This is a genomic window from Bacillus sp. BSL6 (assembly GCF_052928345.1).
This window is the reverse complement of the sequence record NZ_JAVGCW010000009.1, coordinates 41,675-65,409: the sequence shown is the minus strand read 5'-3', so window position 1 is coordinate 65,409 and position 23,735 is coordinate 41,675. Positions and strand designations below refer to the sequence as shown.

General features: G+C 37.7%; 28 protein-coding genes and 1 riboswitch. Of the genes, 25 read left to right on the top strand and 3 right to left on the bottom strand.

Features of this window, described 5'->3' with window-relative positions; translation table 11 throughout:
• The first annotated feature begins 52 nt into the window (after nt 1–52).
• The 3 genes from RCJ96_RS23330 to RCJ96_RS23320 all read left to right on the top strand — a co-directional run bounded on the left by RCJ96_RS23330 (nt 53) and on the right by RCJ96_RS23320 (nt 1,989).
• On the top strand, nt 53–775 hold the full coding sequence (locus RCJ96_RS23330) for an MBL fold metallo-hydrolase (protein WP_073541770.1): 723 nt from the start codon (nt 53–55) through the stop codon (nt 773–775).
• A gap of 3 nt (nt 776–778) precedes the next feature.
• Nucleotides 779–1,336, top strand: a complete 558-nt coding sequence (locus tag RCJ96_RS23325) for a TetR/AcrR family transcriptional regulator (protein ID WP_074606434.1) — start codon at nt 779–781, stop codon at nt 1,334–1,336.
• Between the two features lie 86 nt (nt 1,337–1,422).
• Nucleotides 1,423–1,989: a permease gene (locus RCJ96_RS23320; RefSeq protein WP_074606432.1), complete on the top strand. Its 567-nt coding sequence runs from the start codon at nt 1,423–1,425 to the stop codon at nt 1,987–1,989.
• Nucleotides 1,990–2,248: 259 nt separating this feature from the next.
• On the opposite strand, the gene RCJ96_RS23315 is transcribed toward RCJ96_RS23320, so the two are convergent.
• Entirely contained in the window at nt 2,249–2,491 is a 243-nt protein-coding gene (locus tag RCJ96_RS23315) for a hypothetical protein (RefSeq protein WP_113759709.1), read from the bottom strand.
• Between the two features lie 202 nt (nt 2,492–2,693).
• Here RCJ96_RS23315 and RCJ96_RS23310 point away from each other — a divergent pair, with 202 nt between their 5' ends.
• The 4 genes from RCJ96_RS23310 (at nt 2,694) to RCJ96_RS23295 (ending at nt 5,373) form a co-directional block, all read left to right on the top strand.
• On the top strand, nt 2,694–2,879 hold the full coding sequence (locus RCJ96_RS23310; RefSeq protein ID WP_001180555.1) for a hypothetical protein: 186 nt from the start codon (nt 2,694–2,696) through the stop codon (nt 2,877–2,879).
• A gap of 13 nt (nt 2,880–2,892) precedes the next feature.
• Nucleotides 2,893–3,141, top strand: coding sequence for a spore coat protein (locus RCJ96_RS23305; protein WP_416504331.1), 249 nt, complete (start codon nt 2,893–2,895; stop codon nt 3,139–3,141).
• Nucleotides 3,142–3,386: 245 nt separating this feature from the next.
• Nucleotides 3,387–4,337 (top strand): L-lactate dehydrogenase, encoded by a 951-nt coding sequence (locus tag RCJ96_RS23300; RefSeq protein WP_001974376.1) that lies wholly within the window; start codon nt 3,387–3,389, stop codon nt 4,335–4,337.
• A gap of 22 nt (nt 4,338–4,359) precedes the next feature.
• A complete protein-coding gene (locus tag RCJ96_RS23295; protein WP_000666170.1) occupies nt 4,360–5,373 on the top strand; it encodes a PTS transporter subunit IIC in 1,014 nt (337 codons plus the stop codon).
• 56 nt (nt 5,374–5,429) lie between these two features.
• Here the strand turns inward: RCJ96_RS23295 and RCJ96_RS23290 are convergent, their stop codons facing one another.
• The gene (locus RCJ96_RS23290; RefSeq protein ID WP_446699864.1) at nt 5,430–6,077 is read right to left on the bottom strand and encodes a phosphatase PAP2 family protein; all 648 of its coding nucleotides are present in this window, start codon (nt 6,075–6,077) and stop codon (nt 5,430–5,432) included.
• A 143-nt stretch (nt 6,078–6,220) separates the two neighbouring features.
• Between RCJ96_RS23290 and RCJ96_RS23285 the strand changes: the two genes are divergently transcribed.
• The 18 genes from RCJ96_RS23285 to yunB all read left to right on the top strand — a co-directional run bounded on the left by RCJ96_RS23285 (nt 6,221) and on the right by yunB (nt 22,570).
• Nucleotides 6,221–6,748: a hypothetical protein gene (locus RCJ96_RS23285; RefSeq protein ID WP_074606427.1), complete on the top strand. Its 528-nt coding sequence runs from the start codon at nt 6,221–6,223 to the stop codon at nt 6,746–6,748.
• Nucleotides 6,749–7,169: 421 nt separating this feature from the next.
• Complete coding sequence (locus RCJ96_RS23280) at nt 7,170–7,535, top strand: arsenate reductase family protein (protein ID WP_000218967.1); 366 nt, start codon at nt 7,170–7,172, stop codon at nt 7,533–7,535.
• A 41-nt stretch (nt 7,536–7,576) separates the two neighbouring features.
• Nucleotides 7,577–7,960: a glycine cleavage system protein GcvH gene (gcvH, locus tag RCJ96_RS23275; RefSeq protein WP_000026900.1), complete on the top strand. Its 384-nt coding sequence runs from the start codon at nt 7,577–7,579 to the stop codon at nt 7,958–7,960.
• A 704-nt stretch (nt 7,961–8,664) separates the two neighbouring features.
• Nucleotides 8,665–9,009 (top strand): toprim domain-containing protein, encoded by a 345-nt coding sequence (locus RCJ96_RS23270; RefSeq protein WP_000640869.1) that lies wholly within the window; start codon nt 8,665–8,667, stop codon nt 9,007–9,009.
• A gap of 3 nt (nt 9,010–9,012) precedes the next feature.
• A complete protein-coding gene (locus tag RCJ96_RS23265) occupies nt 9,013–9,321 on the top strand; it encodes a thioredoxin family protein (protein ID WP_001982629.1) in 309 nt (102 codons plus the stop codon).
• Nucleotides 9,322–9,475: 154 nt separating this feature from the next.
• Nucleotides 9,476–9,820 carry a hypothetical protein gene (locus tag RCJ96_RS23260; protein WP_000781212.1) on the top strand — a complete coding sequence of 115 codons (345 nt, stop codon included), beginning with the start codon at nt 9,476–9,478 and terminating at the stop codon, nt 9,818–9,820.
• 125 nt (nt 9,821–9,945) lie between these two features.
• A riboswitch (SAM riboswitch) is annotated at nt 9,946–10,053 on the top strand.
• 299 nt (nt 10,054–10,352) lie between these two features.
• Entirely contained in the window at nt 10,353–11,378 is a 1,026-nt protein-coding gene (locus RCJ96_RS23255; RefSeq protein WP_071729923.1) for a methionine ABC transporter ATP-binding protein, read from the top strand.
• Nucleotides 11,371–12,036 carry a methionine ABC transporter permease gene (locus RCJ96_RS23250; RefSeq protein ID WP_000359553.1) on the top strand — a complete coding sequence of 222 codons (666 nt, stop codon included), beginning with the start codon at nt 11,371–11,373 and terminating at the stop codon, nt 12,034–12,036. Before RCJ96_RS23255 ends, RCJ96_RS23250 begins: the two co-directional genes overlap by 8 nt.
• A 23-nt stretch (nt 12,037–12,059) precedes the next feature.
• Nucleotides 12,060–12,872 (top strand): methionine ABC transporter substrate-binding lipoprotein MetQ, encoded by an 813-nt coding sequence (metQ, locus tag RCJ96_RS23245; protein ID WP_000735115.1) that lies wholly within the window; start codon nt 12,060–12,062, stop codon nt 12,870–12,872.
• A gap of 72 nt (nt 12,873–12,944) precedes the next feature.
• Nucleotides 12,945–13,751, top strand: coding sequence for a methionine ABC transporter substrate-binding lipoprotein MetQ (metQ, locus tag RCJ96_RS23240; RefSeq protein WP_416504332.1), 807 nt, complete (start codon nt 12,945–12,947; stop codon nt 13,749–13,751).
• Between the two features lie 238 nt (nt 13,752–13,989).
• Nucleotides 13,990–14,775 (top strand): Fe-S cluster assembly ATPase SufC, encoded by a 786-nt coding sequence (sufC, locus tag RCJ96_RS23235; RefSeq protein ID WP_000929157.1) that lies wholly within the window; start codon nt 13,990–13,992, stop codon nt 14,773–14,775.
• Between the two features lie 15 nt (nt 14,776–14,790).
• Entirely contained in the window at nt 14,791–16,083 is a 1,293-nt protein-coding gene (sufD, locus tag RCJ96_RS23230; protein ID WP_000152167.1) for a Fe-S cluster assembly protein SufD, read from the top strand.
• The gene (gene sufS / locus RCJ96_RS23225) at nt 16,083–17,303 is read left to right on the top strand and encodes a cysteine desulfurase SufS (RefSeq protein ID WP_001020761.1); all 1,221 of its coding nucleotides are present in this window, start codon (nt 16,083–16,085) and stop codon (nt 17,301–17,303) included. The genes sufD and sufS overlap by 1 nt, the downstream gene beginning before the upstream one ends.
• Nucleotides 17,293–17,724, top strand: coding sequence for a Fe-S cluster assembly sulfur transfer protein SufU (gene sufU / locus RCJ96_RS23220; RefSeq protein WP_000009523.1), 432 nt, complete (start codon nt 17,293–17,295; stop codon nt 17,722–17,724). Before sufS ends, sufU begins: the two co-directional genes overlap by 11 nt.
• Before the next feature lie 48 nt (nt 17,725–17,772).
• Nucleotides 17,773–19,170: a Fe-S cluster assembly protein SufB gene (sufB, locus tag RCJ96_RS23215; protein ID WP_001118823.1), complete on the top strand. Its 1,398-nt coding sequence runs from the start codon at nt 17,773–17,775 to the stop codon at nt 19,168–19,170.
• An 830-nt stretch (nt 19,171–20,000) separates the two neighbouring features.
• Complete coding sequence (locus RCJ96_RS23210) at nt 20,001–21,416, top strand: bifunctional metallophosphatase/5'-nucleotidase (protein WP_446699865.1); 1,416 nt, start codon at nt 20,001–20,003, stop codon at nt 21,414–21,416.
• 65 nt (nt 21,417–21,481) lie between these two features.
• Nucleotides 21,482–21,784 (top strand): YunC family protein, encoded by a 303-nt coding sequence (locus RCJ96_RS23205; RefSeq protein WP_046198699.1) that lies wholly within the window; start codon nt 21,482–21,484, stop codon nt 21,782–21,784.
• Between the two features lie 54 nt (nt 21,785–21,838).
• Nucleotides 21,839–22,570: a sporulation protein YunB gene (gene yunB / locus RCJ96_RS23200; protein ID WP_242304760.1), complete on the top strand. Its 732-nt coding sequence runs from the start codon at nt 21,839–21,841 to the stop codon at nt 22,568–22,570.
• A 36-nt stretch (nt 22,571–22,606) separates the two neighbouring features.
• On the opposite strand, the gene RCJ96_RS23195 is transcribed toward yunB, so the two are convergent.
• Complete coding sequence (locus tag RCJ96_RS23195) at nt 22,607–23,590, bottom strand: M23 family metallopeptidase (RefSeq protein ID WP_270796174.1); 984 nt, start codon at nt 23,588–23,590, stop codon at nt 22,607–22,609.
• Nucleotides 23,591–23,735 lie beyond the last annotated feature (145 nt).

Sequence of the window (23,735 nt, the reverse complement as noted above, 5' to 3'; positions counted from 1 at the left end):
TTAGTATAATAAAACTAATGGTATTAGTTTTTGTGAAGAGGGAGATGGGAATATGAGAATGATGCATGAAAAAACGGTATATCAATTGTCATTTTTGCCAAGAGTGTTTCCTGTGAATTGTTACTTTGTGGAGGAAGAAGATGGTTTAACTTTAATTGATGCTGCTTTACCATATAGCGCAAAAGGAATTTTACAGGCGGCTGAGAAAATAGGAAAACCAATTACGAATATTGTATTAACACATGCGCATGATGATCACATCGGTGCATTAGACGCATTAAAGGAAGTACTTCCTTATGTTCCAGTCTACATTTCTAAGCGGGACGCAAAGCTGTTAGAAGGAGATACGACGTTACAAAAGGATGAACCAAATACGCCAATAAAAGGCGGTGTACCTAAAAAGATAAAAACGGTACCTGATATTTTATTAGAAGATGGTGACCGAGTTGGATCGCTGCTTGCTATTATGACACCGGGACATACACCGGGCTCCATGTCGTTTCTTGATATAAGAAATAAAGCTCTTATTGTTGGGGATGCATTTCAAACAAGAGGAGGTACGGCTGTTTCAGGACAAATGAAATTTTGGTTTCCGTTTCCTGCGATGGCAACGTGGAGTAAAGAAATATCATTACAAAGTGCAGAGAAGTTAAGAGAATATGAGCCGTCCTTGCTTGCGGCAGGGCATGGGAAAATGATAAACGATCCAGGGGCTGTCATAGAGCTTGCTATTAAGGAAGCTAAGCGAAATATAGAAAGTAGAAAAGAGGGTTAATTTATGTCACCGAGAATCGGACTTACATTACAGAAAATTGTAGAAACAGCAGCAGAAATTGCAGATACAAATGGAATACAAGAAGTAACGTTAGCTTCATTAGCGCAAACATTAGGGGTACGTTCACCTTCGCTATACAATCATGTGAAAGGCTTACAAGATGTACGGAAACATCTTGGTATTTACGGAATCAAGCAGCTGTATAACAAACTGGAAGAAGCGGCCGAGGGTAAACGGATGGATGAAGCAATTCATGCTTTAGGAGAAGCATATGTAGCATTCGTACGCAAACATCCTGGACTATATGAAGCAACCTTTTTACGAGATGAAGAAGTAAGAAAAGCGGGTGACGGGATTGTAAAGCTTTGTCTTCAAGTTTTACAACAGTACGGCTTAGAAGGGGAAAATGCACTTCATGCGACACGTGGATTCAGAAGTATTTGTCACGGGTTTGCGTCGATTGAACAGCAGGGCGGATTTGGTTTGCCGTTAGATTTGGATATAAGTTTACATGTATTATTGGAAACGTTTATTAAAGGATTACATGTAATGCGAAAATGAATAAGAAGAAAGAAAACATCTGATTATGCTTTTGTACAGTAAGTTGCGGTTTGTTGGAGGCACATGACAAAAGGATGTGATGTGAAATGTTTGCAGGGCATTTTGGTTTAGCAGTATTAGTGAAAACAAAGTCACCGAAACTACCACTTTGGGTTCTCATGTTAAGCTCACAATTGTTGGATGTCATTTTTTTGCCACTTTATATTTTAGGAGTAGAGACAATTGAACCTATTAACAGGAATAATTATGGTGAAGCAATCATTCATGCGGATTACACACACTCTTTAATAGGAGCACTGTTTATTGCTTTTGTTGCAGGAATAGTCGGTACGAGGCTGTGGGGAAAGCGAAATGGCTTTGTTATTGGAGCTGTAGTTTTTAGTCATTGGATTTTAGATTTACTTGTGCACCGTGCTGATTTGCCGTTACTTCCGGGCAATTACGGGGGTTTACCTATGCTTGGTTTTGGATTGTGGAGATTTCCGGCTATTAGTATCATATCGGAATGTATTCTTATTGCGATAGGTGGTATATTATATTTCCGTTTTATCGTTTCAAGTGCGGGCGAACAAAAGAAATTTATAGCAAGAATAACCGGCGGGTTGGTAGTTATATTATTAATTTTTTCGTTGCTCATCAGTATAGTGTCTTGAATATGGATAGCCGGAAACCTTAGAAGCGATTCTAAGGTTTTTTAGTGCGTATGAGTCCAAAAGATTAGATGAGAAAGAGCCTCTAGTGGTTTAGAGGCTTTTTCTTGTTAAATGATATTATTTTGCAGGTTTGAAAAATGTATATATTGCTAAGAAAAAGCAAACGAAGCCGAATACGAAGGGATCTTGATAGGGACTAGGCTCAGAGCCCTTCTGGATTTCTGTAAGGAAGTCGTGTGTTTTCATGTTCATTGCTCCTTTATATAAGAATACTTTTAATGAAACTAATACTTACTAATAGAGTTGCACTAATAAACAATAGGAAAAATGTAGTGTTACGATTTTTATAATTGTTAAGCGCAATGAGTAAAAAACAAATGAGAAATAACATATGTAAAGGGATAGAAGTGAATAGTGGTTTTAAAGTTAATACATCAATTAATAATTTTACATATAGAATGGTGTAGACGATAAAGAAGATAATTTTAAAATATTTTTGCATAAGCACACCTACCTACTATGGTTTGTTTTGAGATGCTATCGTTAGTGTAAGGTGACCTTTTGAAAATTTGTATTTTTCTGTAATTGTAACATTTTTTTGTATTTATAAATAGATGTGAAATGTAAGAAAGCTTTTTCATGAATACGATTTAAAAAGAACAGAATACTAAAGGGGAATGAAAGAAGAAAGGTAGGAGTATCCTATGCAAAACTTAACAGAGCTTGAAGTAGAAAACTTACGTCATTTAATTGGTGGACATGCAACAATTATTAACAAGTTGGAGCAGTATGCACAGACATGTACGGATCCACAACTGAAACAAATGCTACAAAAAGATGCGCAAGATGCACGAAATACGAAGCAACAATTAATGACTTTCCTAGGATAGGAGGAAGCGGAACATGAATGAAAAAGATATGGTAAATGATTATTTAGCAGGATTAAATGCAAGTTTAACAAGTTATGCAAATTATATTGCTCAGTCTGATAATGAACAGTTACACCAAACGTTAATTCAAATTCGTAATCAAGATGAAATTCGCCAACGTAATATGTATGAATACGCAAAGCAAAAGAGTTATTACAAGCCGGCAGCACCTGCAAATCCGATGATTGTACAACAATTAAAAAGCCAATTAAGTGCGGAATAACAGGAAAAAGAAAATGAGCGAATCTATTCGCTCGTTTTCTTTTTGTATATGTCAATAAATACATAATAAATATTTTTCCAGTTGTAACAAATATGACGAAAATGGAATATAACAATTCACAAAAAGGACAAAAACTTTGCTCAATATTTCACAAAGTATCCATGGTTTCTATTGTGGGAACCTCTATAATTAGGAGTGTAAGGAACAAAAGAAATAGATTATATGATCAATTAGGAGAGATTGCTATGAAAAGACATACAAGAAAAATTGCAATTATCGGTACTGGATTAGTTGGATCAAGTTGTGCATATTCCATTGTCAATCAAGGCATTTGCGAAGAGCTATTATTAATTGATATAAATCATGAACGTGCAGTTGGGGAAGCAATGGATTTATCACACTGCATTAACTTTACAAATACAAGAACAAAAGTATATGCAGGAAGTTATGAAGACTGCAAAGATATGGACATTGTTATTATTACAGCAGGACCAGCACCAAAGCCAGGACAAAGTCGCTTAGATACTTTAGGAGCGAGTGCAAAGATTATGGAAAGTGTTGTTGGCGGCGTAATGGAAAGTGGATTTGATGGTATTTTCTTACTTGCATCAAACCCAGTTGATATTATTACATATGAAGTGTGGAAATTATCTGGATTACCTAGAAATCGTGTGATCGGTACTGGTACATCACTAGATTCTTCTCGCTTACGAACAATTTTATCTGAAATGTTACATGTAGATCCTCGTAGTATTCATGGGTATTCATTAGGAGAACATGGTGATTCTCAAATGGTTGCTTGGTCACACGTAACTGTTGGTGGAAAACCAATTCTGCAAATATTAGAAGAACAAAAAGAACGATTTGGTGAAATAGATTTAGATGAAATCGTTGAGAAGACTGCGAAAGCCGGATGGGAAATTTATAAACGAAAAGGTACTACTTATTACGGAATCGGAAATTCTCTAGCATATATTGCAAACTCAATCTTTAACGATGATCATCGTGTCATTGCTGTATCAGCTATTTTAGATGGTGAGTATGGTGAATATGATATTTGTACAGGAGTGCCAGCTATTATTACTAGAGATGGTATAAGAGAAATTGTAGAACTAAATTTAACAGAGGATGAAGAATCTCGATTCGCAAAATCAAACGATATTTTACGTGATTATATGAAAACAATTGGTTACTAACTTATAGGAGAAGGTGAAACAAATGAAGGAATATATAATGTCTCGTGTATTTAAAGCATCAGCTGGAATCGCACAAGGTATTTTCGTATCCCTTGGAATTGGTTTACTAATCGAAAATATAGGAAGAATTGTTGATATTCCGTTGCTTATTACAATCGGAGTTGTTGCAAAATCACTTATGGCACCAGCCATTGGGGCGGGAATTGCTTTTATGCTCGGTGCAAACGGACTTGTAATCTTCTCGGCTATGGTAGCTGGAGCGATTGGTGCCGGATCCATTTCCATTACTGAAGCAGGTCTAATTATTAAAACAGGTGAACCAATCGGTGCATTATTAACAGCGACTTTAGCTGTATATATTGGCAAACGTTTAAGTGGAAAAACTGCGTTAGATATGATGCTCGTTCCATTTGCGGCAATATTAGGTTCTGGTTTAGTAGGTATTTGGTTATCTCATAATATCACTCCTGTTTTAAACGCAGTTGGAGCTTTCATTAAAGATAGTTCAGCTGGTAGCCCGTTTATCGCTTCTATCGTCATTGCAGTTGTTTGGGGACTATTACTTATCTCTCCAGCTTCATCAGCTGCGCTAGCGATCGCACTTAGCTTAGACGGTGTTGCAGGTGGTGCTGCTCTTGCAGGCTGCGTTGCTCAGTTTATCGGATTCTCTGTTATCTCAGCGAAAGAAAACAATTTAGGCGGCATATTAGCTCAAGCACTTTGTACTCCGAAAGTACAGTTGCCAAATATCACTAAAAATCCAATGATTCTCGTCCCAACTGTCGTCGCCAGTGCTATAGTTGGTCCAGTATCCGCATTAATTTTCCAACTGGAAGCAGGAAAAGAAATTGCAGGTCTTGGATTAAGTTCTCTTATCGCACCAATTAATTTAATTTCCAGCGAAGGATGGGAAGTTGTCCCAGCGATGGTAATCACTTATATCGTCATTCCAGTAGCTGTTTCTTATATACTTTACATTGCTCTTAAAAAAGCAGGTCGTATTCACTCTGGTGATATGACTGTACCGCAATCTTAACTTAAAAATCTCCTTTTATATAGAGAAAAGCAGACTGAGAAGCCACAGTCTGCTTTTTACATTTTATGATTTTGTTTTACTAGAACACGTACGGTTTCTTTTGCTAATAAAAGCTGAACGCCGAAGTAGAGTATGCTTGCAAGCGTCATTCCAGAAATGGCGTCTACAAATGCATGTTGCTTCGTAAATAGCGTTGATAAAATAATAAGCGTACCGAAGAAGGTAAGAATGTAATATTCAAAAGCATGTTGTTCTCTACGTCTAAAGGCAGCTAACATAATGATAAAGGTAGTAAGAACGTGAATGCTAGGGAAACAGTTCACCGGTTGATCGATACTATAAATATAGCGAACTAATTCGGAAAATACGTCTGATCCAACGACTGTTGGACGTGGTACAGTTGTTTGCCAAAAGTAATAAATGGAAAAACAAGCAAGTTTTCCAAGAATGATACTACTTAAAGTGACATAATATTGTTTTCGATCTGCAAAGCAGTAATAAATAAGTGCGCCGTATAAGTAAGGAAACCAAAGTAAATAAGGAATAATAAATGCTTTCACAAATGGAATCCAATCATCTACTACAGTTGTGACATCTACTGCGTGAACAGCCGATTTATTTAATACATCGTAAAGGGGACTTACGAGTACGAGTAGAAGTATATAACTTAACGGAAGAAAAGATGAAAGTTTAAATTTCTTCATGATAATCTCCTATGTTTAGTAATGTAAGTAAATTCAATTGATTATAATATAGAAACGTAATTTGGGCTATCGATTTTGCTTACATTTTCTTGAATGAACCTTACGTTTTTGTCACTTGACTGAAAAGAAGGGGAGGGTGCTGAATGAAGCGTTTATCGTATTTCTTAGTTTTTATATTGATATGCCTAGCGAGTGCTGGGTGTGCAAAGGATAAAGAAGGAGAGAAATTAGAATATAACGGAAGAGCACTCGTAATTGGAGTTGTTGGAGAAAAACCGAAAGATACGTTTAGGAATGTAAAGTTTGAGGAAATGAAGTTAGAGGAACTGGAAAAGAAATCTAAGGAAGTAGATGGTTTTCTAATAATGAAAGATCACTTTCAAGAAGCCTCAACAAATCAGTATAAAAATGTATTTTCATCACTAAAGAAACCAGTATTTTTTATCGGTTTACAAGATAAATCATATTCGATTTTTATTACAAAAGGGATAGAGTATAACAGTGCCCGAAAAGATGTAAATGCGATGTATACGCAAGGGTTTGCAAATATCGGAAGTGGTGAAGGACAACAATGGGCAGTTGGTTTATCTAATGGCGGAAATACAGAAGAAAGTATTCATAATATGTATATCGTCGTATTTCAAACAATTGCAGATTATTTGAATAGATAATGAAGGAGCCTGCAAAAGAGGCTTCTTATTTTTTTAATCAAACGTTTGTTTAAGATGTATGTTCGGTAGGAAGAAATTGATGTAGCTAAAGGGTGAACAAGGGAAAATAGGAATTTAATCAAACGTTTGTTTAACATATATGTTCGGTAGAAAGAAAACGATGTAGCTAAAAGAGTGAACAAAGAAAAATAGTGAGTTAATCAAACGTTTGTTTAACATATATGTTCGATACAGAATGAGAGAAAAATCTAAAAAAATATATATTTATTTTTTCTTAACAAATGGCGGAAAAATAAGAAAAATTTGCAGGATTATTAAAAATTATCACGAAATAAGTAAAAGTTTAGCGAATAATCGTTTGAAATAATAAAACGTTTTCTATATGATAAAGGTAAAGGTTAGTAAAAAAGTAGGTGAATTTATGACAGTAACATTTTATTCATATCCAAAGTGTGGCACATGTCAAAAAGCAAAGAAATGGTTTGAGGCAAACGATGTAGCATATGAGATGATTCATATTGTTGAAAATCCACCATCAAAAGAAGATTTACGTAATTTACATGAAAAAAGTGAATTACCATTAAAAAAATTCTTTAATACAAGTGGAATGCGTTACCGTGAACTTGGTCTGAAAGATAAGTTAAAAGATGCAAGTGAAGACGAAATGTACGAGCTTTTAGCATCTGATGGCATGTTGATTAAACGTCCAATTGTAACAGATGGAACGAAGGTAACACTTGGTTTTAACGAAGAGCAGTTTGAAAGTGTGTGGAAAAAGTACCAATAAGGTATTTTTACATAATTAATACATTCACTGGAGGTACAGTCATGAGCATTCCAAATAATTTACGTTACTCTGAAGAACACGAATGGGTAAAAACTGAAGGTAATGAAGTTGTTATCGGTATTACTCACTTTGCACAAAGTGAGCTAGGCGATATCGTATTCGTTGAACTTCCTGAAGTAGGTGCAACAATCGAAGCTGACGAGCCATTCGGAAGCGTAGAATCTGTTAAAACAGTTTCTGAATTATACGCACCTGTAAGCGGTAAAGTTGTAGCAGTAAACGAAGAATTAAGTGACCAACCAGAACTTGTTAACGAATCTCCATACGAGGGTGCATGGATGGTTAAAGTTGAACTTTCTGATGCAAGCCAAGTTGAAAAGTTATTAACTGCTGAAAAATATGCAGAAATGACAAACCAAGACTAATTATAGTCGAATGAAGGACAGCCTTTGTGCTGTCCTTTTTTATTTTATGTAAAATAATGAACGTAGAATCATATACTAATTATCGTGTGGAAGAACGTTTTTTGAAAAAAATTTTTGTTTTTTTATTGTCTAGCTCCAGTGGCTAGATTGTTCGGTGGCTGCACTTCTTCCTGCAAGGCAAAAGGCGCCTCTAGTTCAGGGGTTCGGGTGTCCTCCTGTTCTGAACGAGCGCTTGCACTTTTCATTGTCCAGCTCCACCTCCTAGCCCTTCATGTCTAAGAACCTTCCGCACGAGAAGACAAAAAGCGTCTTCTGTGCGAAAGAACCTTAGCCAACAGGGCTAAGCAGTCGGTTCCGCTTTTCTTTATGATCCAGCTCCAGCGGCTAGATTGTTCGGTGGCTGCACTTCTTCCTGCAAGGCAAAAATCGCCTTTGCGTCAGAAGCTCCATCCCTCTCACAATCTAAACGAGCCGTTTGCGCTTTTTATTATGATCCAGCTCCAGCGGCTAGAACAGTCGGTCATTTCACTCCTTCACTTGAGGCAAAAGGCGCCTCTAGTTCAGGAGTTCCAATGCCCTTCTGTTCTGAACGAGCCGCTTGCGCTTTTCTTTTGCAAAAATAAACAGGAAACAACATGAAAATAACGAATATACTATATACTAAGTTAAAGGTTGTATAGTATATGGTGATCGGGTGATGACATATGATTTATGTAGAAAAAGTCATTATTGTAGAAGGTACATCAGATAGAAGAAAGATTGAATCTATTATTCGGGAACCAGTGGAAATTGTTTGTACAAATGGTACAATTGGTTTGTCGAAAATGGATGAGCTCGTTGATCAGTTTTTTGATAAGGAAGTGTATGTGCTAGTGGATGCTGATGATGCTGGAGAAAAGTTAAGGAAACAGTTTCGAAAAGAATTTCCGCAAGCAGAGCATATTTATATTGATCGCTCGTACCGGGAAGTGGCAACAGCGCCATCTTCACACTTAGCAAATGTATTATGGGGAGCTGACATTGACGTTTATACAGAATATTTACGGTAAGGAATGATAGAAGTGATTGATTGGACAGGAGCCGAAGCTACAGCCCTAATAGAGAACGAAGAAAAAACAGTGTTATATGTATATACTCCAATGTGTGGAACATGCCAATTAGCAAAAAAGATGTTAACAGTCGTTGAGATGACAATTGAAGATTTGAAAATTGGGATGTTAGATTTAAATTATGCTCCGCATTTCGCGAAAGAGTATGGAATTGAAAGTGTACCGTGTTTACTTGTTTTTGAAAATGGGACACTGATAAAGAAGATATATGCATTTCATTCGGTTGAATATTTATATACGGAATTAAAGTAGGCGGCAAAGTTTTTGCCGCCTCGACATATTTCTTGGGAAATATGTCGAGATGCAGGGTGGTTACAGTATTTGTCGAGCGAAAGTAACAGGATTGCTCTTTAGTAAGAGGGAATGGTATGTGTAATAGAAAGTGATATGAAGGATGTGATTTAGAGTGAAATTATATTCTTTGCTTCAGTCATTTGTAAATTACGCTAATGGTCAATATCATTTAGAGCCGCTTTTAAGACAAGGAGAAAAAACTGTTAATTTCCGCTTTGGGGATGAAAGTTGTTCGTTACAAATTTCAAAAGATTATATAGAGTTGCTACATGAGGAAAGAGGAACGGAGCAAATCGTTTGTGTAGATGAAGAAGATGTAAAACAATTGGTGAATGGCAATGTACGATTGCAAACGTTAATGAACGATGGACGTATACAATATTCGGGAACGTATCGAACGATGTTATTAATTGAATCGATGTTTCATATATGTAAACCGATGTCAGTAGGTGCTTAAAATTCTGAAGTTTCGTTTTTTACGAAAATTTCTGTTGACATGGTGTGTGGATATTGATACAATTCAATTCATAAAATATAGACAATTTCATAAATTACAAATCAGACGAAAATGTAATCTGATTTCTCTTATCAAGAGAGGTGGAGGGACTGTGCCCTGTGAAGCCCGGCAACCGTCAACTTATGTTGAAATGGTGCCAATTCCTGCAAAGCAAATGCTTTGAGAGATGAGAGAGAGGGATAATGTTGTTATATACGCATATAAACCTTTCTGCTTCTCTAAAGCGGAAAGGTTTTTTTGTTGTTTGAATGTGGAGGACATTCAAATAATAAAAGTAATGATAACGGTGGGCTATACGCATCAAAAATAAAAAATTGCGGAGTCGATCAAAAATCTAGCTCCAGCGGCTAGAACAGTCGGTCGTTTCATCCCTTCCTATGAGGCAAAAAGCGCCTCTACGTCTGGGATTTGGGCGCCCTCTTGTTCTAAGCGAGCCGCTTACGCTTTTTATTAAAAAAAGGGGTGATACACCATGATTCTATTAGAAAATGTAAAGAAAATATATAAAGCAAAAAGCGGTGATGTCACTGCTGTAGATAATGCCAATTTAAAAATAGATAAAGGTGAAATATTTGGTGTTATCGGATATAGTGGCGCTGGAAAAAGTTCTTTAATTCGATTATTCAATCAGTTGGAGAAACCAACTTCTGGCCAAATTACAATCGCAAATCGTGTCATTTCAGCCATTACAGGAAGCGAGCTTCGTAAGGCAAGGCAAGAAATCGGAATGATCTTTCAGCACTTCAACTTACTTTGGTCACGAACTGTACGTGAAAATATCGAGTTCCCACTTGAAATTGCAGGTGTTGATAAAGCGAAGAGAAGGAAACGCGTTGATGAGTTAATTCATCTTGTTGGATTAGAAGGAAGAGGTGACGCGTATCCATCTCAGCTGAGCGGAGGACAAAAGCAACGTGTTGGAATTGCAAGAGCGTTAGCTAATAATCCACAAGTACTTTTATGTGATGAAGCAACGTCAGCTCTTGATCCAGAAACGACAGATCAAATTTTAGATTTACTATTAGATATTAATAAACGTCTCGGCTTAACAATTGTACTTATTACACATGAGATGCACGTAATTCGAAAGATTTGTAATCGCGTTGCGGTAATGGAGAAAGGAAAGATTGTAGAAACAGGTCCAGTACTTGATGTGTTCCGTAATCCAAAGCAGGACATTACAAAACGATTTGTACAGCAGTTAACGGATTCTGAAGATACAAATGAAACGATTGAAAGTTTAATTGAGAAATATCCAGATGGTAAAGTAGTTCGTTTGCAGTTTATCGGTGAAGCTGTAGAAAGACCAGTGCTTCAAAGATTAATGCAGCGCAGTGATATAGAAGTTAGCATTTTGCAAGGCAATATCGCACAAACGAATAACGGTTCTTACGGTAGTTTAGTTGTTCATTTAAATGGTGAGGAAACAGCGATTCAGCAAGCAATAGAGGGAATACATCAAGATCAAGTAGAGCTGGAGGTGATTGCACATGGATAAGTTACTCACGAATGTTGATTGGAATCAAATGTTAGAAGCAACTGGTGAAACGTTATATATGACGGCAATCGCAGCTCTTGCCACATTTATTTTAGGACTCATTTTAGGATTGTTACTCTTTATGACAGCGAAAGATAATTTATGGGAAAACAAAGCGGTTAATACGGCGATTGGAGCGTTCGTAAACATTTTCCGCTCGATACCGTTCATTATTTTAATCATTTTATTAATCCCATTTACAAAGATTCTGCTTGGAACAATTCTTGGAGCGAGCGCTGCACTTCCAGCTTTAATTATTGGAGCAGCACCGTTTTACGCAAGAATGGTTGAAATTGCACTTCGCGAAATTGATAAAGGTGTAATTGAAGCTTCAAAAGCGATGGGAGCAAAAACAAGTACAATTATTTTAAAAGTATTGATTCCAGAATCGTTACCAGCATTAGTATCTGGTATTACGGTTACGACAATTGCGTTAGTAGGCTATACAGCAATGGCGGGAGTTGTTGGTGCTGGTGGTCTTGGAACACTTGCTTATTTAGAAGGATTCCAACGAGGGAATAACGATGTAACAATCGTTGCGACAATTTGTGTATTACTAGTTGTATTTTTCATTCAGTGGATTGGTGATCGTGTAACGACTCGAATAGATAAACGATAATAAAAAACGGGAGGATGTTTCAAATGAAAAAATTATTACTGACAGCACTTATTTCAACTTCAATTTTTGGGTTAGCTGCTTGTGGCGGGAAAGATAACGATGAAAAGAAACTAGTTGTTGGTGCTTCTAACGTACCGCACGCTGAAATTTTAGAAAAGGCAAAACCGTTACTTGAGAAAAAAGGAATTGAATTAGAAGTGAAAAAATTCCAAGATTACGTATTACCAAATAAATCGTTAGCGGATAAGGATTTAGATGCAAACTACTTCCAGCATATTCCGTATTTAGAAAAAGAAATGAAAGATAAAAAATATGATTTTGAAGTAGCAGGAAAAATTCATTTAGAACCGATTGGTGTATATTCTCAAAAATATAAGAGCTTAAAAGAACTTCCAGACGGAGCGACAATTATTATGAGTAATTCAGTTGCTGATCATGGACGTGGTTTAGCAATTTTACAAAAAGAAGGCATTTTAAAAATTAAAGATGGGGTGGATCCAGTTAAAGCAACTCCAAAAGATATCGCAGATAATCCGAAAAACTTAAAATTTAAAACGGATATTGAGCCTGGTTTATTACCACAGGTGTATAACAATAAAGAAGGCGACGCGGTTTTAATTAACTCGAACTATGCAATTGATGCGAAGTTAAACCCGGAAAAAGATGCAATTGCAATTGAAAGTAATGATTCACCATACGCAAACGTAGTAGCTGTTCGTAAAGGCGATAAAGATAAGAAAGAGATTAAAGCTCTTGTAGAAGTATTACATTCTAAAGAAATTGAAGACTTTATTAATAAAGAATATAAAGGGGCAGTTGTTCCTGTAAAAGAATAATTGCTGGGGAAGGGCTGGTGTATGCCGGCCCTTTTTATAACTACATAATTATACGGGAGAAGGGGACATCATATGAAAAAGATTCTATTGTCAGTTGTTACAGCGCTGTCTGTATTTACATTAGCTGCTTGCGGAGGGAAAGAGGAGAATAAGCTTATTGTGGGAGCTTCTAACGTGCCGCACGCTGTTATTTTAGAAAAGGCACAGCCAATATTAGAGAAAAAGGGTATTAAATTAGAAATTAAAAAATTCCAAGATTATGTGTTGCCAAATAAAGCGTTAGCGGATAAGGAAATTGATGCGAACTACTTCCAACACATTCCTTATTTAGATAAAGAAATCCAAGAAAAAGGATATAAAATTGTAAACGCGGGAAAAATTCATTTAGAGCCAATGGGTATTTATTCGAAGAAATATAAAAGCTTAAAAGACTTACCAGATGGCGGGACAGTGATTATGAGTAATAACGTAGCGGAGCGTGGCCGTATGCTAGCACTGTTACAAAAAGGCGGCATTATTAAACTAAAAGACGGTGTAGATGTTGTGAAAGCAACAGTAAAAGATGTTGTAGAAAATCCGAAAAACTTAAAGTTTAAAACAGATGTAGAGCCTGGTCTTTCACCGAAGTTATATGAAAATAATGAAGGTGATGCATTATTTATTAATTCAAACTATGCAATTGACGCAAAATTAAATCCAACAAAGGATGCGATTGCGATTGAAGGATCAGACTCTCCGTATGCAAATATTATTGCAGTTCGTAAAGGTGACGAGAAGAAAAAAGAAATTAAGGAGCTAGTAGAAGTACTGCATTCAAAAGAAATTCAAGATTTTATTAATAAAGAATATAAAGGTGCTGTACTTCCGGTAAGTGAATAAATATAAGGAAAGGGCTGGAAATTTACCAGTCCTTTTTTCTTTATATAAATAAGAAGAAAGGTGTATCATATAAGGATGCAAGTGAAATACTTATATACATTTGTGAAAAAATTGTTACTTTTTTTCATCGTTTGCGATATCATTTTATTTGATATAAAATTAGAATGAGAATAAAATGAGAATATGAACGTTTTAGGAATTTTTAAAATGTATATATAGGATTAATGGAGGTATTGAGATGGCTGGTTCTACATTAACGGTTAAAGACTTACACGTATCAATTGATGGCAAAGAAATTTTAAAAGGTGTAAACCTTGAAGTAAAAGGTGGAGAAATCCACGCAATTATGGGACCTAACGGAACAGGTAAATCAACTTTATCTTCTGCAATTATGGGTCACCCAAAATATGAAGTAACAGAAGGTAGCATCATCATCGACGGTGAAGATGTATTAGAAATGGAAGTAGATGAGCGCGCACAAGCAGGTCTATTCCTAGCAATGCAATATCCAAGTGAAATTAGCGGAGTAACAAACGCTGACTTCTTACGTTCTGCAATTAACGCACGTCGTGAAGAGGGCGATGAAATTTCTCTTATGAAATTTATCCGTAAATTAGATAAAAACATGGAATTCCTAGAAATGGATCCAGAAATGGCACAACGTTACTTAAACGAAGGTTTCTCTGGCGGTGAGAAAAAACGTAACGAAATTCTTCAATTAATGATGATTGAGCCAAAAATCGCAATCTTAGACGAAATTGACTCAGGTCTTGATATCGATGCATTAAAAGTTGTATCTAAAGGTATTAACGAAATGCGCGGCGAAGACTTCGGTTGCCTAATGATTACGCATTACCAACGTTTATTAAACTACATCACTCCAGACTTCGTTCACGTTATGATGAACGGTCGTATCGTTAAATCTGGTGGACCTGAGCTTGCACAACGTCTAGAAGCTGAAGGTTACGACTGGATTAAAAAAGAATTAGGTATTGAAGACGAAACAACAGAGCAAGAAGCGTAAGAGAGGAGCATAAACATGACAATCGGTACATTACCTTTCGATCAAGAAACAATCCGTCAACGCGCAAGCGAAGTAAACGAAGCAGCTTGGTTGACTGAGTTCCGCTTACAAGCTCTTGCACAAGCAACTGAACTTCCAATGCCAACTCCTGATAAAACGAAAATTGACAAATGGGACTTTATCGGAAAAGGCGACGCTGCTAAGCAAGAGCCTGTAAGTTCTTTAACAGAGCTTCCAGAAGCAGTGAAAAACTTAATCGATGAAAATAACAGTGTATTAGTGCAACGTACTGGTACAACTGCATTCGTTTCTTTAGCAGACGAAGCAAAAGAAAAAGGTGTTATTTTCACAGACATCGTAACAGCTGCAACTGAGCATGCTGAACTAGTACAAAAGTACTTAATGAAAGACGGCGTGAAGGTAGACGAGCATCGTCTAACTGCACTTCATGCTGCATTAATCAACGGTGGTGCATTCGTATATGTTCCGAAAAACGTTGTTCTTGAAACTCCACTTCAAGCTGTATTCTTAGTAGACGGCGAAGAAGCTAACGTATATAACCACGTATTATTCGTAGCTGATGCGAACAGTACTGCAACTTATGTAGAAAACTACGTTGCAAATGAAAATGCTAAAGGTATTGCAAATATCGTAGCAGAAGTAATCGTGGAACAAGGCGCACAAGTGAAATTCGGTGCGGTTGATCTATTAGCAAAAGACGTAACAACTTATGTTAACCGCCGCGGGGTTGTAGGACGCGACGGCCGTATTGATTGGGCTCTAGGCCTTATGAATGACGGAAACACAATTTCAGAGAACGTTACAAACCTAATGGGCGACGGTTCATATGCTGATACGAAAACAGTAACAATTGGCCGTGGTAACCAAACACAAAACTTTACAACTAAAGTTGTTCACTTCGGTAAACATTCTGAAGGTTGGATTTTAAAACACGGTGTACAAAAAGATAGTGCAACATCTATCTTTAACGGAATTGGTAAGATTGAACACGGTGCATCTAAATCAAATGCACAACAATCTTCTCGCGTTCTTATGTTAGATGAGAAAGCACGCGGTGATGCAAACCCAATTCTTTTAATTGACGAAGATGATGTAATGGCAGGTCACGCAGCGTCAGTAGGTCGCGTAGATCCAGTCCAACTATACTACTTGATGAGCCGTGGTATTCCAAAACGCGAAGCAGAACGTTTAGTCATCCATGGATTCTTAGCACCTGTAGTTAATGAGCTTCCAATTGAAGGAGTAAAAGCACAGCTTGTTGAGGTAATTGAAAGGAAAGTTCGCTAATGAATATTCATGAAATACGCAAACAGTTTCCAATTCTTGATCAAAAAGTGAACGGCAAACAACTTGTTTATTTCGATAGTGCAGCAACTTCTCAAAAACCAATTCAAGTCATTGAAACGTTAGAACGTTACTATAAAGAATACAATTCTAACGTGCATCGCGGTGTTCATACGCTCGGTACGAAAGCTACCGACGCGTATGAAGGTGCACGCGAGAAAGTTCGCAAGTTTATTAATGCGAAATCAATGGAAGAGATTATTTTCACACGCGGAACGACAACTGCATTAAATACAGTAGCGGCTAGCTATGGTCTTGAAAATGTAAAAGAAGGCGATGAAATCGTTATTTCTTACATGGAGCACCATAGTAACATCATTCCGTGGCAGCAAGTTGCGAAGAAAACTGGTGCAACTTTAAAATATCTTCCGCTTCAACCAGATGGGACAATTTCAATAGAAGATGCTCGTCAAACAATTACACCGAATACAAAAATCGTTTCTATCATGTATGTTTCTAATGTACTTGGAACGATTAACCCTGTAAAAGAAATCGGAGCAATTGCACACGAAAATGGCGCAATTATGGTCGTTGACGGTGCACAAAGTACACCCCATATGAAAGTGGATGTACAAGATTTAAATTGTGATTTCTACGCATTATCTGCTCATAAGATGTGCGGCCCTACAGGTATCGGCGTATTATATGGTAAGAAAGAATTGCTAAACAATATGGAGCCAATTGAATTTGGCGGTGAAATGATTGATTTCGTAGATTTACAAGAATCTACTTGGAAAGAGCTTCCGTGGAAGTTTGAAGCAGGTACACCGATTATCGGTAATGCAATCGGACTTGGTGCGGCAATTGATTTCCTAGAAGAAATCGGTCTTGATAATATTGAAAAGCATGAGCATGAATTAGCGCAATACGCTTTAGAAAGACTATCAGAAGTAGATGGCGTTACAATTTATGGTCCAAAGCATCGCGCTGGTCTTGTTACATTTAATATTGAAGACGTACATCCTCACGATGTAGCGACAGTATTAGATGTAGAAGGTATTGCGGTTCGCGCAGGACACCACTGTGCACAACCGCTTATGAAGTGGCTGAAAGCTTCTTCAACAGCACGTGCGAGCTTCTATTTATATAATACAAAAGAAGAAATTGATACATTTGTTGAATCGCTAATCAAGACAAAGGAGTATTTCACAAATGTCATTTAATAATTTAGATACGTTATATCGTCAAGTTATTATGGATCATTATAAGAATCCTCGTAACCATGGCGTGTTAGAAGATAGTGTTACAGTTAACTTGAACAATCCAACTTGCGGCGATCGTATTCAACTTACGATGAAAGTAGAAGAAGGTATTGTGCAAGAAGCGAAGTTTGAAGGAGAAGGATGTTCTATCTCAATGTCTTCAGCTTCAATGATGACACAAGCAGTAAAAGGTAAGAAAATTGAAGAGGCACTTCAGCTTTCTAAAATTTTCTCTGACATGATGCTAGGAAAAGAGTACGATGACAGCATCGATTTAGGAGATATTGAAGCATTACAAGGCGTATGCAAGTTCCCTGCACGTATTAAATGTGCAACATTAGCGTGGAAAGCGTTAGAAAAGGGCTTAAACGAGGATAAGTAATGTTAAAGGTTCCTAAAAACGAGGTTATCTAAGGAGGGACACACCAACATGGCGAAGCAACTGCCAGATATCGGCGATTATAAATATGGTTTCAAAGACAAAGACGTTTCGATTTTCCGTGCTGGACGCGGTTTAACAAAAGAGATCGTTGAAGAGATTTCACGTATGAAAGAAGAACCACAGTGGATGTTAGACTTCCGTTTAAAATCACTGGATAAGTTCTATGAAATGCCAATGCCACAATGGGGCGGCGACTTAAACGACTTAGATTTCGATGAAATTACGTACTACGTAAAACCATCTGAGAAATCTGAGAAGTCTTGGGATGAAGTACCTGATGAAATTAAAGCTACATTTGATAAATTAGGTATTCCAGAAGCTGAGCAAAAATATTTAGCTGGTGTATCTGCACAGTACGAATCTGAAGTTGTATACCACAACATGAAAGAAGACCTAGAAGCTCTAGGAATCGTCTTCAAAGATACAGATAGCGCATTAAAAGAGAACGAAGATATTTTCCGTGAGCATTTCGGAAAAGTAATCCCACCAACAGACAACAAATTCGCAGCATTAAACTCTGCAGTTTGGTCTGGTGGATCATTCATCTACGTTCCAAAAGGTGTGAAAGTTGATACACCACTTCAAGCGTATTTCCGTATTAACTCTGAAAATATGGGACAATTCGAGCGTACGCTTATCATCGTAGACGAAGGCGCACACGTACACTACGTAGAAGGTTGTACAGCACCTGTTTACACGACTAACTCACTTCACAGTGCGGTAGTAGAAATCATCATTAAGAAAGATGCATATTGCCGTTATACAACAATCCAAAACTGGGCGAACAACGTATACAACCTAGTTACAAAACGTGCGGTTTGTGAAGAAAACGCAACGATGGAATGGATTGACGGTAACATCGGATCTAAATTAACGATGAAATACCCAGCAGTTATCTTAAAAGGCGAAGGCGCTCGTGGTTTAACATTATCTATCGCGATTGCTGGTAAAGGCCAACACCAAGATGCTGGTGCGAAAATGATTCACTTAGCACCAAACACGTCTTCAACAATCGTTTCTAAATCGATTGCGAAGCATGGTGGTAAAGTAACTTACCGTGGTATCGTACACTTCGGACCAAAAGCGAAAAACTCTCGCTCTAACATCGAGTGTGACACGTTAATCATGGATAACCAATCTACATCTGATACAATTCCTTACAACGAAATCAAAAACGATTACGTTTCACTTGAGCACGAAGCGAAAGTATCTAAAGTATCAGAAGAACAATTATTCTACCTAATGAGCCGCGGTATTTCTGAGCAAGAAGCTACAGAAATGATCGTAATGGGCTTCATCGAGCCATTCACTCGCGAACTTCCAATGGAATACGCAGTTGAAATGAACCGCCTAATCAAGTTTGAGATGGAAGGTTCTATCGGTTAAATAGAAATGCGGAGCCGACTGTTCAGACCCGTTGGCTAAGGTTCTTTCGCACAGAAGATGCTTTTTATCTTCTGGTGCGGAAGGTTCTTAGACATGAGGGTCTAGGAGGCGAAGCTGGACATATTTAAAGTGGAGGCGGCTCGTCCAGAATGTGAGGGGGATGGAGCTTCTGACGTAGAGGCGCTTTTTGCCTCATAGGAAGAAGTGAAGCCACCGAACATTCTAGCCGCTGGAACTGGATAATATATAAAGAAAGCGCCCTGCTGTGCAGGGCGCTTTTTTTTATTGTGTGAGCTGGGCTTGGGGTGGGGTTAGCCGAGATACCCAGGTGGGTTTCTGACTAAATATATCAGCGATTTTTCAAATATATCGACGATAACTCCGAATATATCGGCGATTATTTCAATATATCAACGATTCGACAAAGGATATCGACTTATCAACAAATTACGACATAGCAGAGCGGGGCATATACCCCTCAATATTTAGATGACAGAGGAGCGCCTATTCATAAAGCGCCGAATGGAAGTAATTTAAGCTAAGATACTGAAAAACCCACACGGAAACCCCCACACGGAAACCCCACAAGGAAATCCACCAAACTCTTCGTAAAACCACTCAACAAACTTTCTGACAAATCCCCCCTCCCGTTCTACCAACGAATCCAACAACTAAAAAAGAAAGTTTCTCATATGAAAAAGGGCAATCTTTTGCTTTTTCTCACAATGCGAGTACAATGTAAAATAGCAAGAAAAGACGAAAAGTATTTACAGGATTATTGCGTGCGCATAGCGTAAATGGCAGTAAGGAACTGAGAGGAGGTTTTTTCTCTGAATATAAATAAAGAAACAATTATCCACCTTTATCATACAAACGATATACATAGTCATTTTGAAAATTGGCCGCAAATTTCTCGGTTTGTACAAGGAGAGAAAAAGCGAAGACAGGAAGCGGGAGAGACTGTTTTGACTGTAGATATCGGCGATCATGTGGATCGTTTTCATAGTATTTCGGAAGCGACGAATGGGCTTGGCAATACGAAGCTTTTAAATGAGGCGTTATATGATTATGTAACGATCGGAAACAATGAAGGAATTACGTTAGCGAAGGAGCATTTGAATCGTCTATATGATGATGCTGGATTTGAGGTGCTTGTCGCGAATTTATTTGAAAAAGAAGGGGTACGTCCAGAGTGGGCAAAGCCTTATAAATTACATACAACGACAGATGGGATTACGATTGCTTTTATCGGATTAACGGTTGCGTATCCAGAGTTTTATCAAATGTTAGATTGGCATATTGAAGATCCAATTGAGCATTTAGAGTCTATTTTAGAAGAAGTGAGAGATGCGGCTCATATAACGGTTGTCCTTTCTCACCTTGGAAAAAGTATGGATGAGTATATGGCGGAACATTATGATATAGATGTTATTTTAGGGGCACATACGCATCATTTATTTGAGCGTGGTGTTCTTATGAATAGTACGTTACTTTGCTGTTGTGAAAAGTGGGGACGTTACGTTGGGCACGTTCAGCTTATTGTGGATAAAGAGACGAAGAAGCTGTTGAAAAAGGACGGTAGAGCGATTAAGACTGAACGTTTAGGTGCTTATAGCAAACCGTTATCCACAATTGAAGCGCTGCAGGAAGAAAGTGAACATACTATGGAAGAGCCTGTCGTTCATTTAAAGGAATCATTACCGGTTAATTGGTTTCATGAGACAGCATTTTCGCACATGTTAGCAAATGCGCTGAAGACGTGGTGCGATGCAGAAATTGGTATGGTAAACGCCGGTGTACTTCTTGAAGGATTAGAAGAAGGCGTTGTGACGCGCGGAGATATTCACAGAATTTGTCCACATCCCATTAATCCATGTTTATTGAAAGTGCCGGGGAAAACGTTACGAGAAGTGATCTTGAAAGCACGTCGCTCGAATATGGAGAACCTTGAGGTAAAAGGATTCGGATTCCGCGGGAAAGTGATGGGGAAAATGATTTATGCTGGTGTAGAAGTCATTCCAGATACGATTCCTGGGAATAAAATTTTACTCGAAGATGTATTAATTAACGGGGAATCGCTGGAATTAGAACGTATATATACAGTAGGAACGATTGATATGTTCACATTTGGTTACTTATACCCAGAGCTATCCACACTTTCTAACAAACAATATTATATGCCAGAACTACTTAGAGATGTGTTAGCAGACATGTTAATAACTTATACATCTTCTGTCAAACTATAGGCTAGTTAACTTGTAACACTCATTTTTCTCTTGTCATACAGATAAGAAAGAGAGGAGTGTGAACTATGGTTAATGTAGAGCCGATTATAATCGATAATTATACGTTTATTGCGGTTAGCGTCAAACTTCCAAAGACAAATTTGCTAGCTGTAATGAGCGATAGAGGATATATTATGTGCGGTGCATTAGATGTAGGTCTTTTAAATGAGAAGTTAGGAGATCGTGGTATTATTGCTGGCCGCGCGGTTGGTGTAAGAACGATTGAACAACTTCTTGAAGCACCGCTAGAATCAGTAACGATTGAAGCCGAAGCTTTAGGTATTACGGCTGGTACAATCGGAAAAGAAGCATTATTAAAAATGAGATAAGCATATATCGTCCCTCCTTCTTGCATAGAAATGATATAAGAAGGAGGTTTTTTTATGAGTATATTTCGTTCGAAAAATTCGCGGTTTCGAGGGGGGCCTATTTCCTTTCGGCACATACTGCTTATGTCGTTTATTCTTTTTGTCATATTGCTCGTGCAAGGATTATGGATTGTGAATAGCAGCATTCAGCCGACATTAATGAAATATGGAGAAGTAGAGACACATAAAATGGCGACAGCGGTTATGACGAAGGCGGTAAAAGATAGAATTGATGAAGGGTTCGATGTCGATTCATTAATGAAAGTACAAAATGATAAAAACGGAAAAGTATCCACAATTAACTTAAATACGAAGCAAGTAAATGAAATCGTAACGTCAACGACCACATACATAGAAAAATATTTACAGCAAGTAGAACAAGGGAATTTGAAGGGACTAGGTATTTCTGAAAAAAATGGGGCAACGATGGCAGTTCCTTTTGGTCGTGTAACAAATAATGCGCTTTTTGGAAATATAGGACCCGATATTCCAATTGATTTCACGACGATTGGTCATGTAAATACGGATATTAAACAAAAAATTGAACCACACGGGATTAATACGACAGCGATTCAAATTATTATGGAGATGGAAGTTACGTTGCAAGTCATTATTCCATTTCATACGAAAGAAATAAAAGTGACACAAAATGTTCCAATTGCGACGCGCATTGTTCAAGGGGAAGTGCCTACGTATTATGGAAGCGGAAGTGTTGTTGTACCTGATAAAAAGAAAACGGATAGTTAGTCGAATATAAAAAATAACCGTAGCAATGTGCTACGGTTATCGTTTTGTATTCGCGCGTTCTTTTCGCTCCCAAAGACTTAAGTGCATGTAGGGGTCGAAAGCCCATTCTGTATAACCATTGTCTTTATACATGCCGAAATGTAGGTGGGGCGGGAATTTTCCAGCTGTGCCGGGAGGGCCGTAACCGGTGCTACCAACAAATCCGATTACTTTTCCAGGCTCGACAATTTGTCCGAGCTGTATCTCTTTTGAGAATCCGCCTAAATGAGCGTAATAATGGTAATTGTTATGAAGGTCACGAATGCCGATGCGCCATCCGCCAAGACGGTTCCAGCCTTTTGTTTCAATAATGCCATAGCAAGTGGATCTTACTGGTACGCCATAGCCTGCGAATATATCGGTTCCTTCATGAACTCTTCTTCCCCCAAAACTTCTTCCAGCGCCGAAAGTACTACGGTAGCTATGGTCACTGCGAATCGGAAGAGGAAACGCATTTCCTTCTAAATTAATACGTCCGTAATGTTTATAAATTTGGGCGTATTCGGTAATTAAATCAACTGTTTTTGCACGTCTATAATATTCCCAAAGCATGATTTTAATACGTTCTTCTGACGTTCCTTGTTTCTTTAAAATCGTTGCTGCTGTATGCAGAAGATCACGGTCGTTATTTGCGTTTGCAAATCCATCTTTGTCACCATCTAAACCTAACCCGCCAAATAGAGAAATTGTATGGGGAAGAGTATCGTTACCATTAACAGGTCCAGCCCATATTTCTCGTTTGAAATAAAGGGAAATGATGGCATCTGGTTTTTTCGGAATATCTTTTCTTACGCTCCGTATATTTCTTTCATATTGATCCATTGCAGCTAAGTAATACCACGGAATGCCTGAAGATTGCTCGGTTTCTTTATATAGTGCCATGCGCTTTTCGTATATGCTTTGCTGATTATCTTCACCGTAAGCGATGTTTTGGTGGAGAAGAAAGCAAATCGAAAGCAAAAGAGAAATTTTTCGAAGCATGAAATAGACTCCTTTCACATCATCACTCTTTTTAGTGTGGGATATACGGAGTATTTCATTATAGGGAACGATTGGAAAAAATCTTAGAATCTTCATTTGAGCAAATCGCTTTCATACGTTAGAATAGATATGTTACATTGAAAGA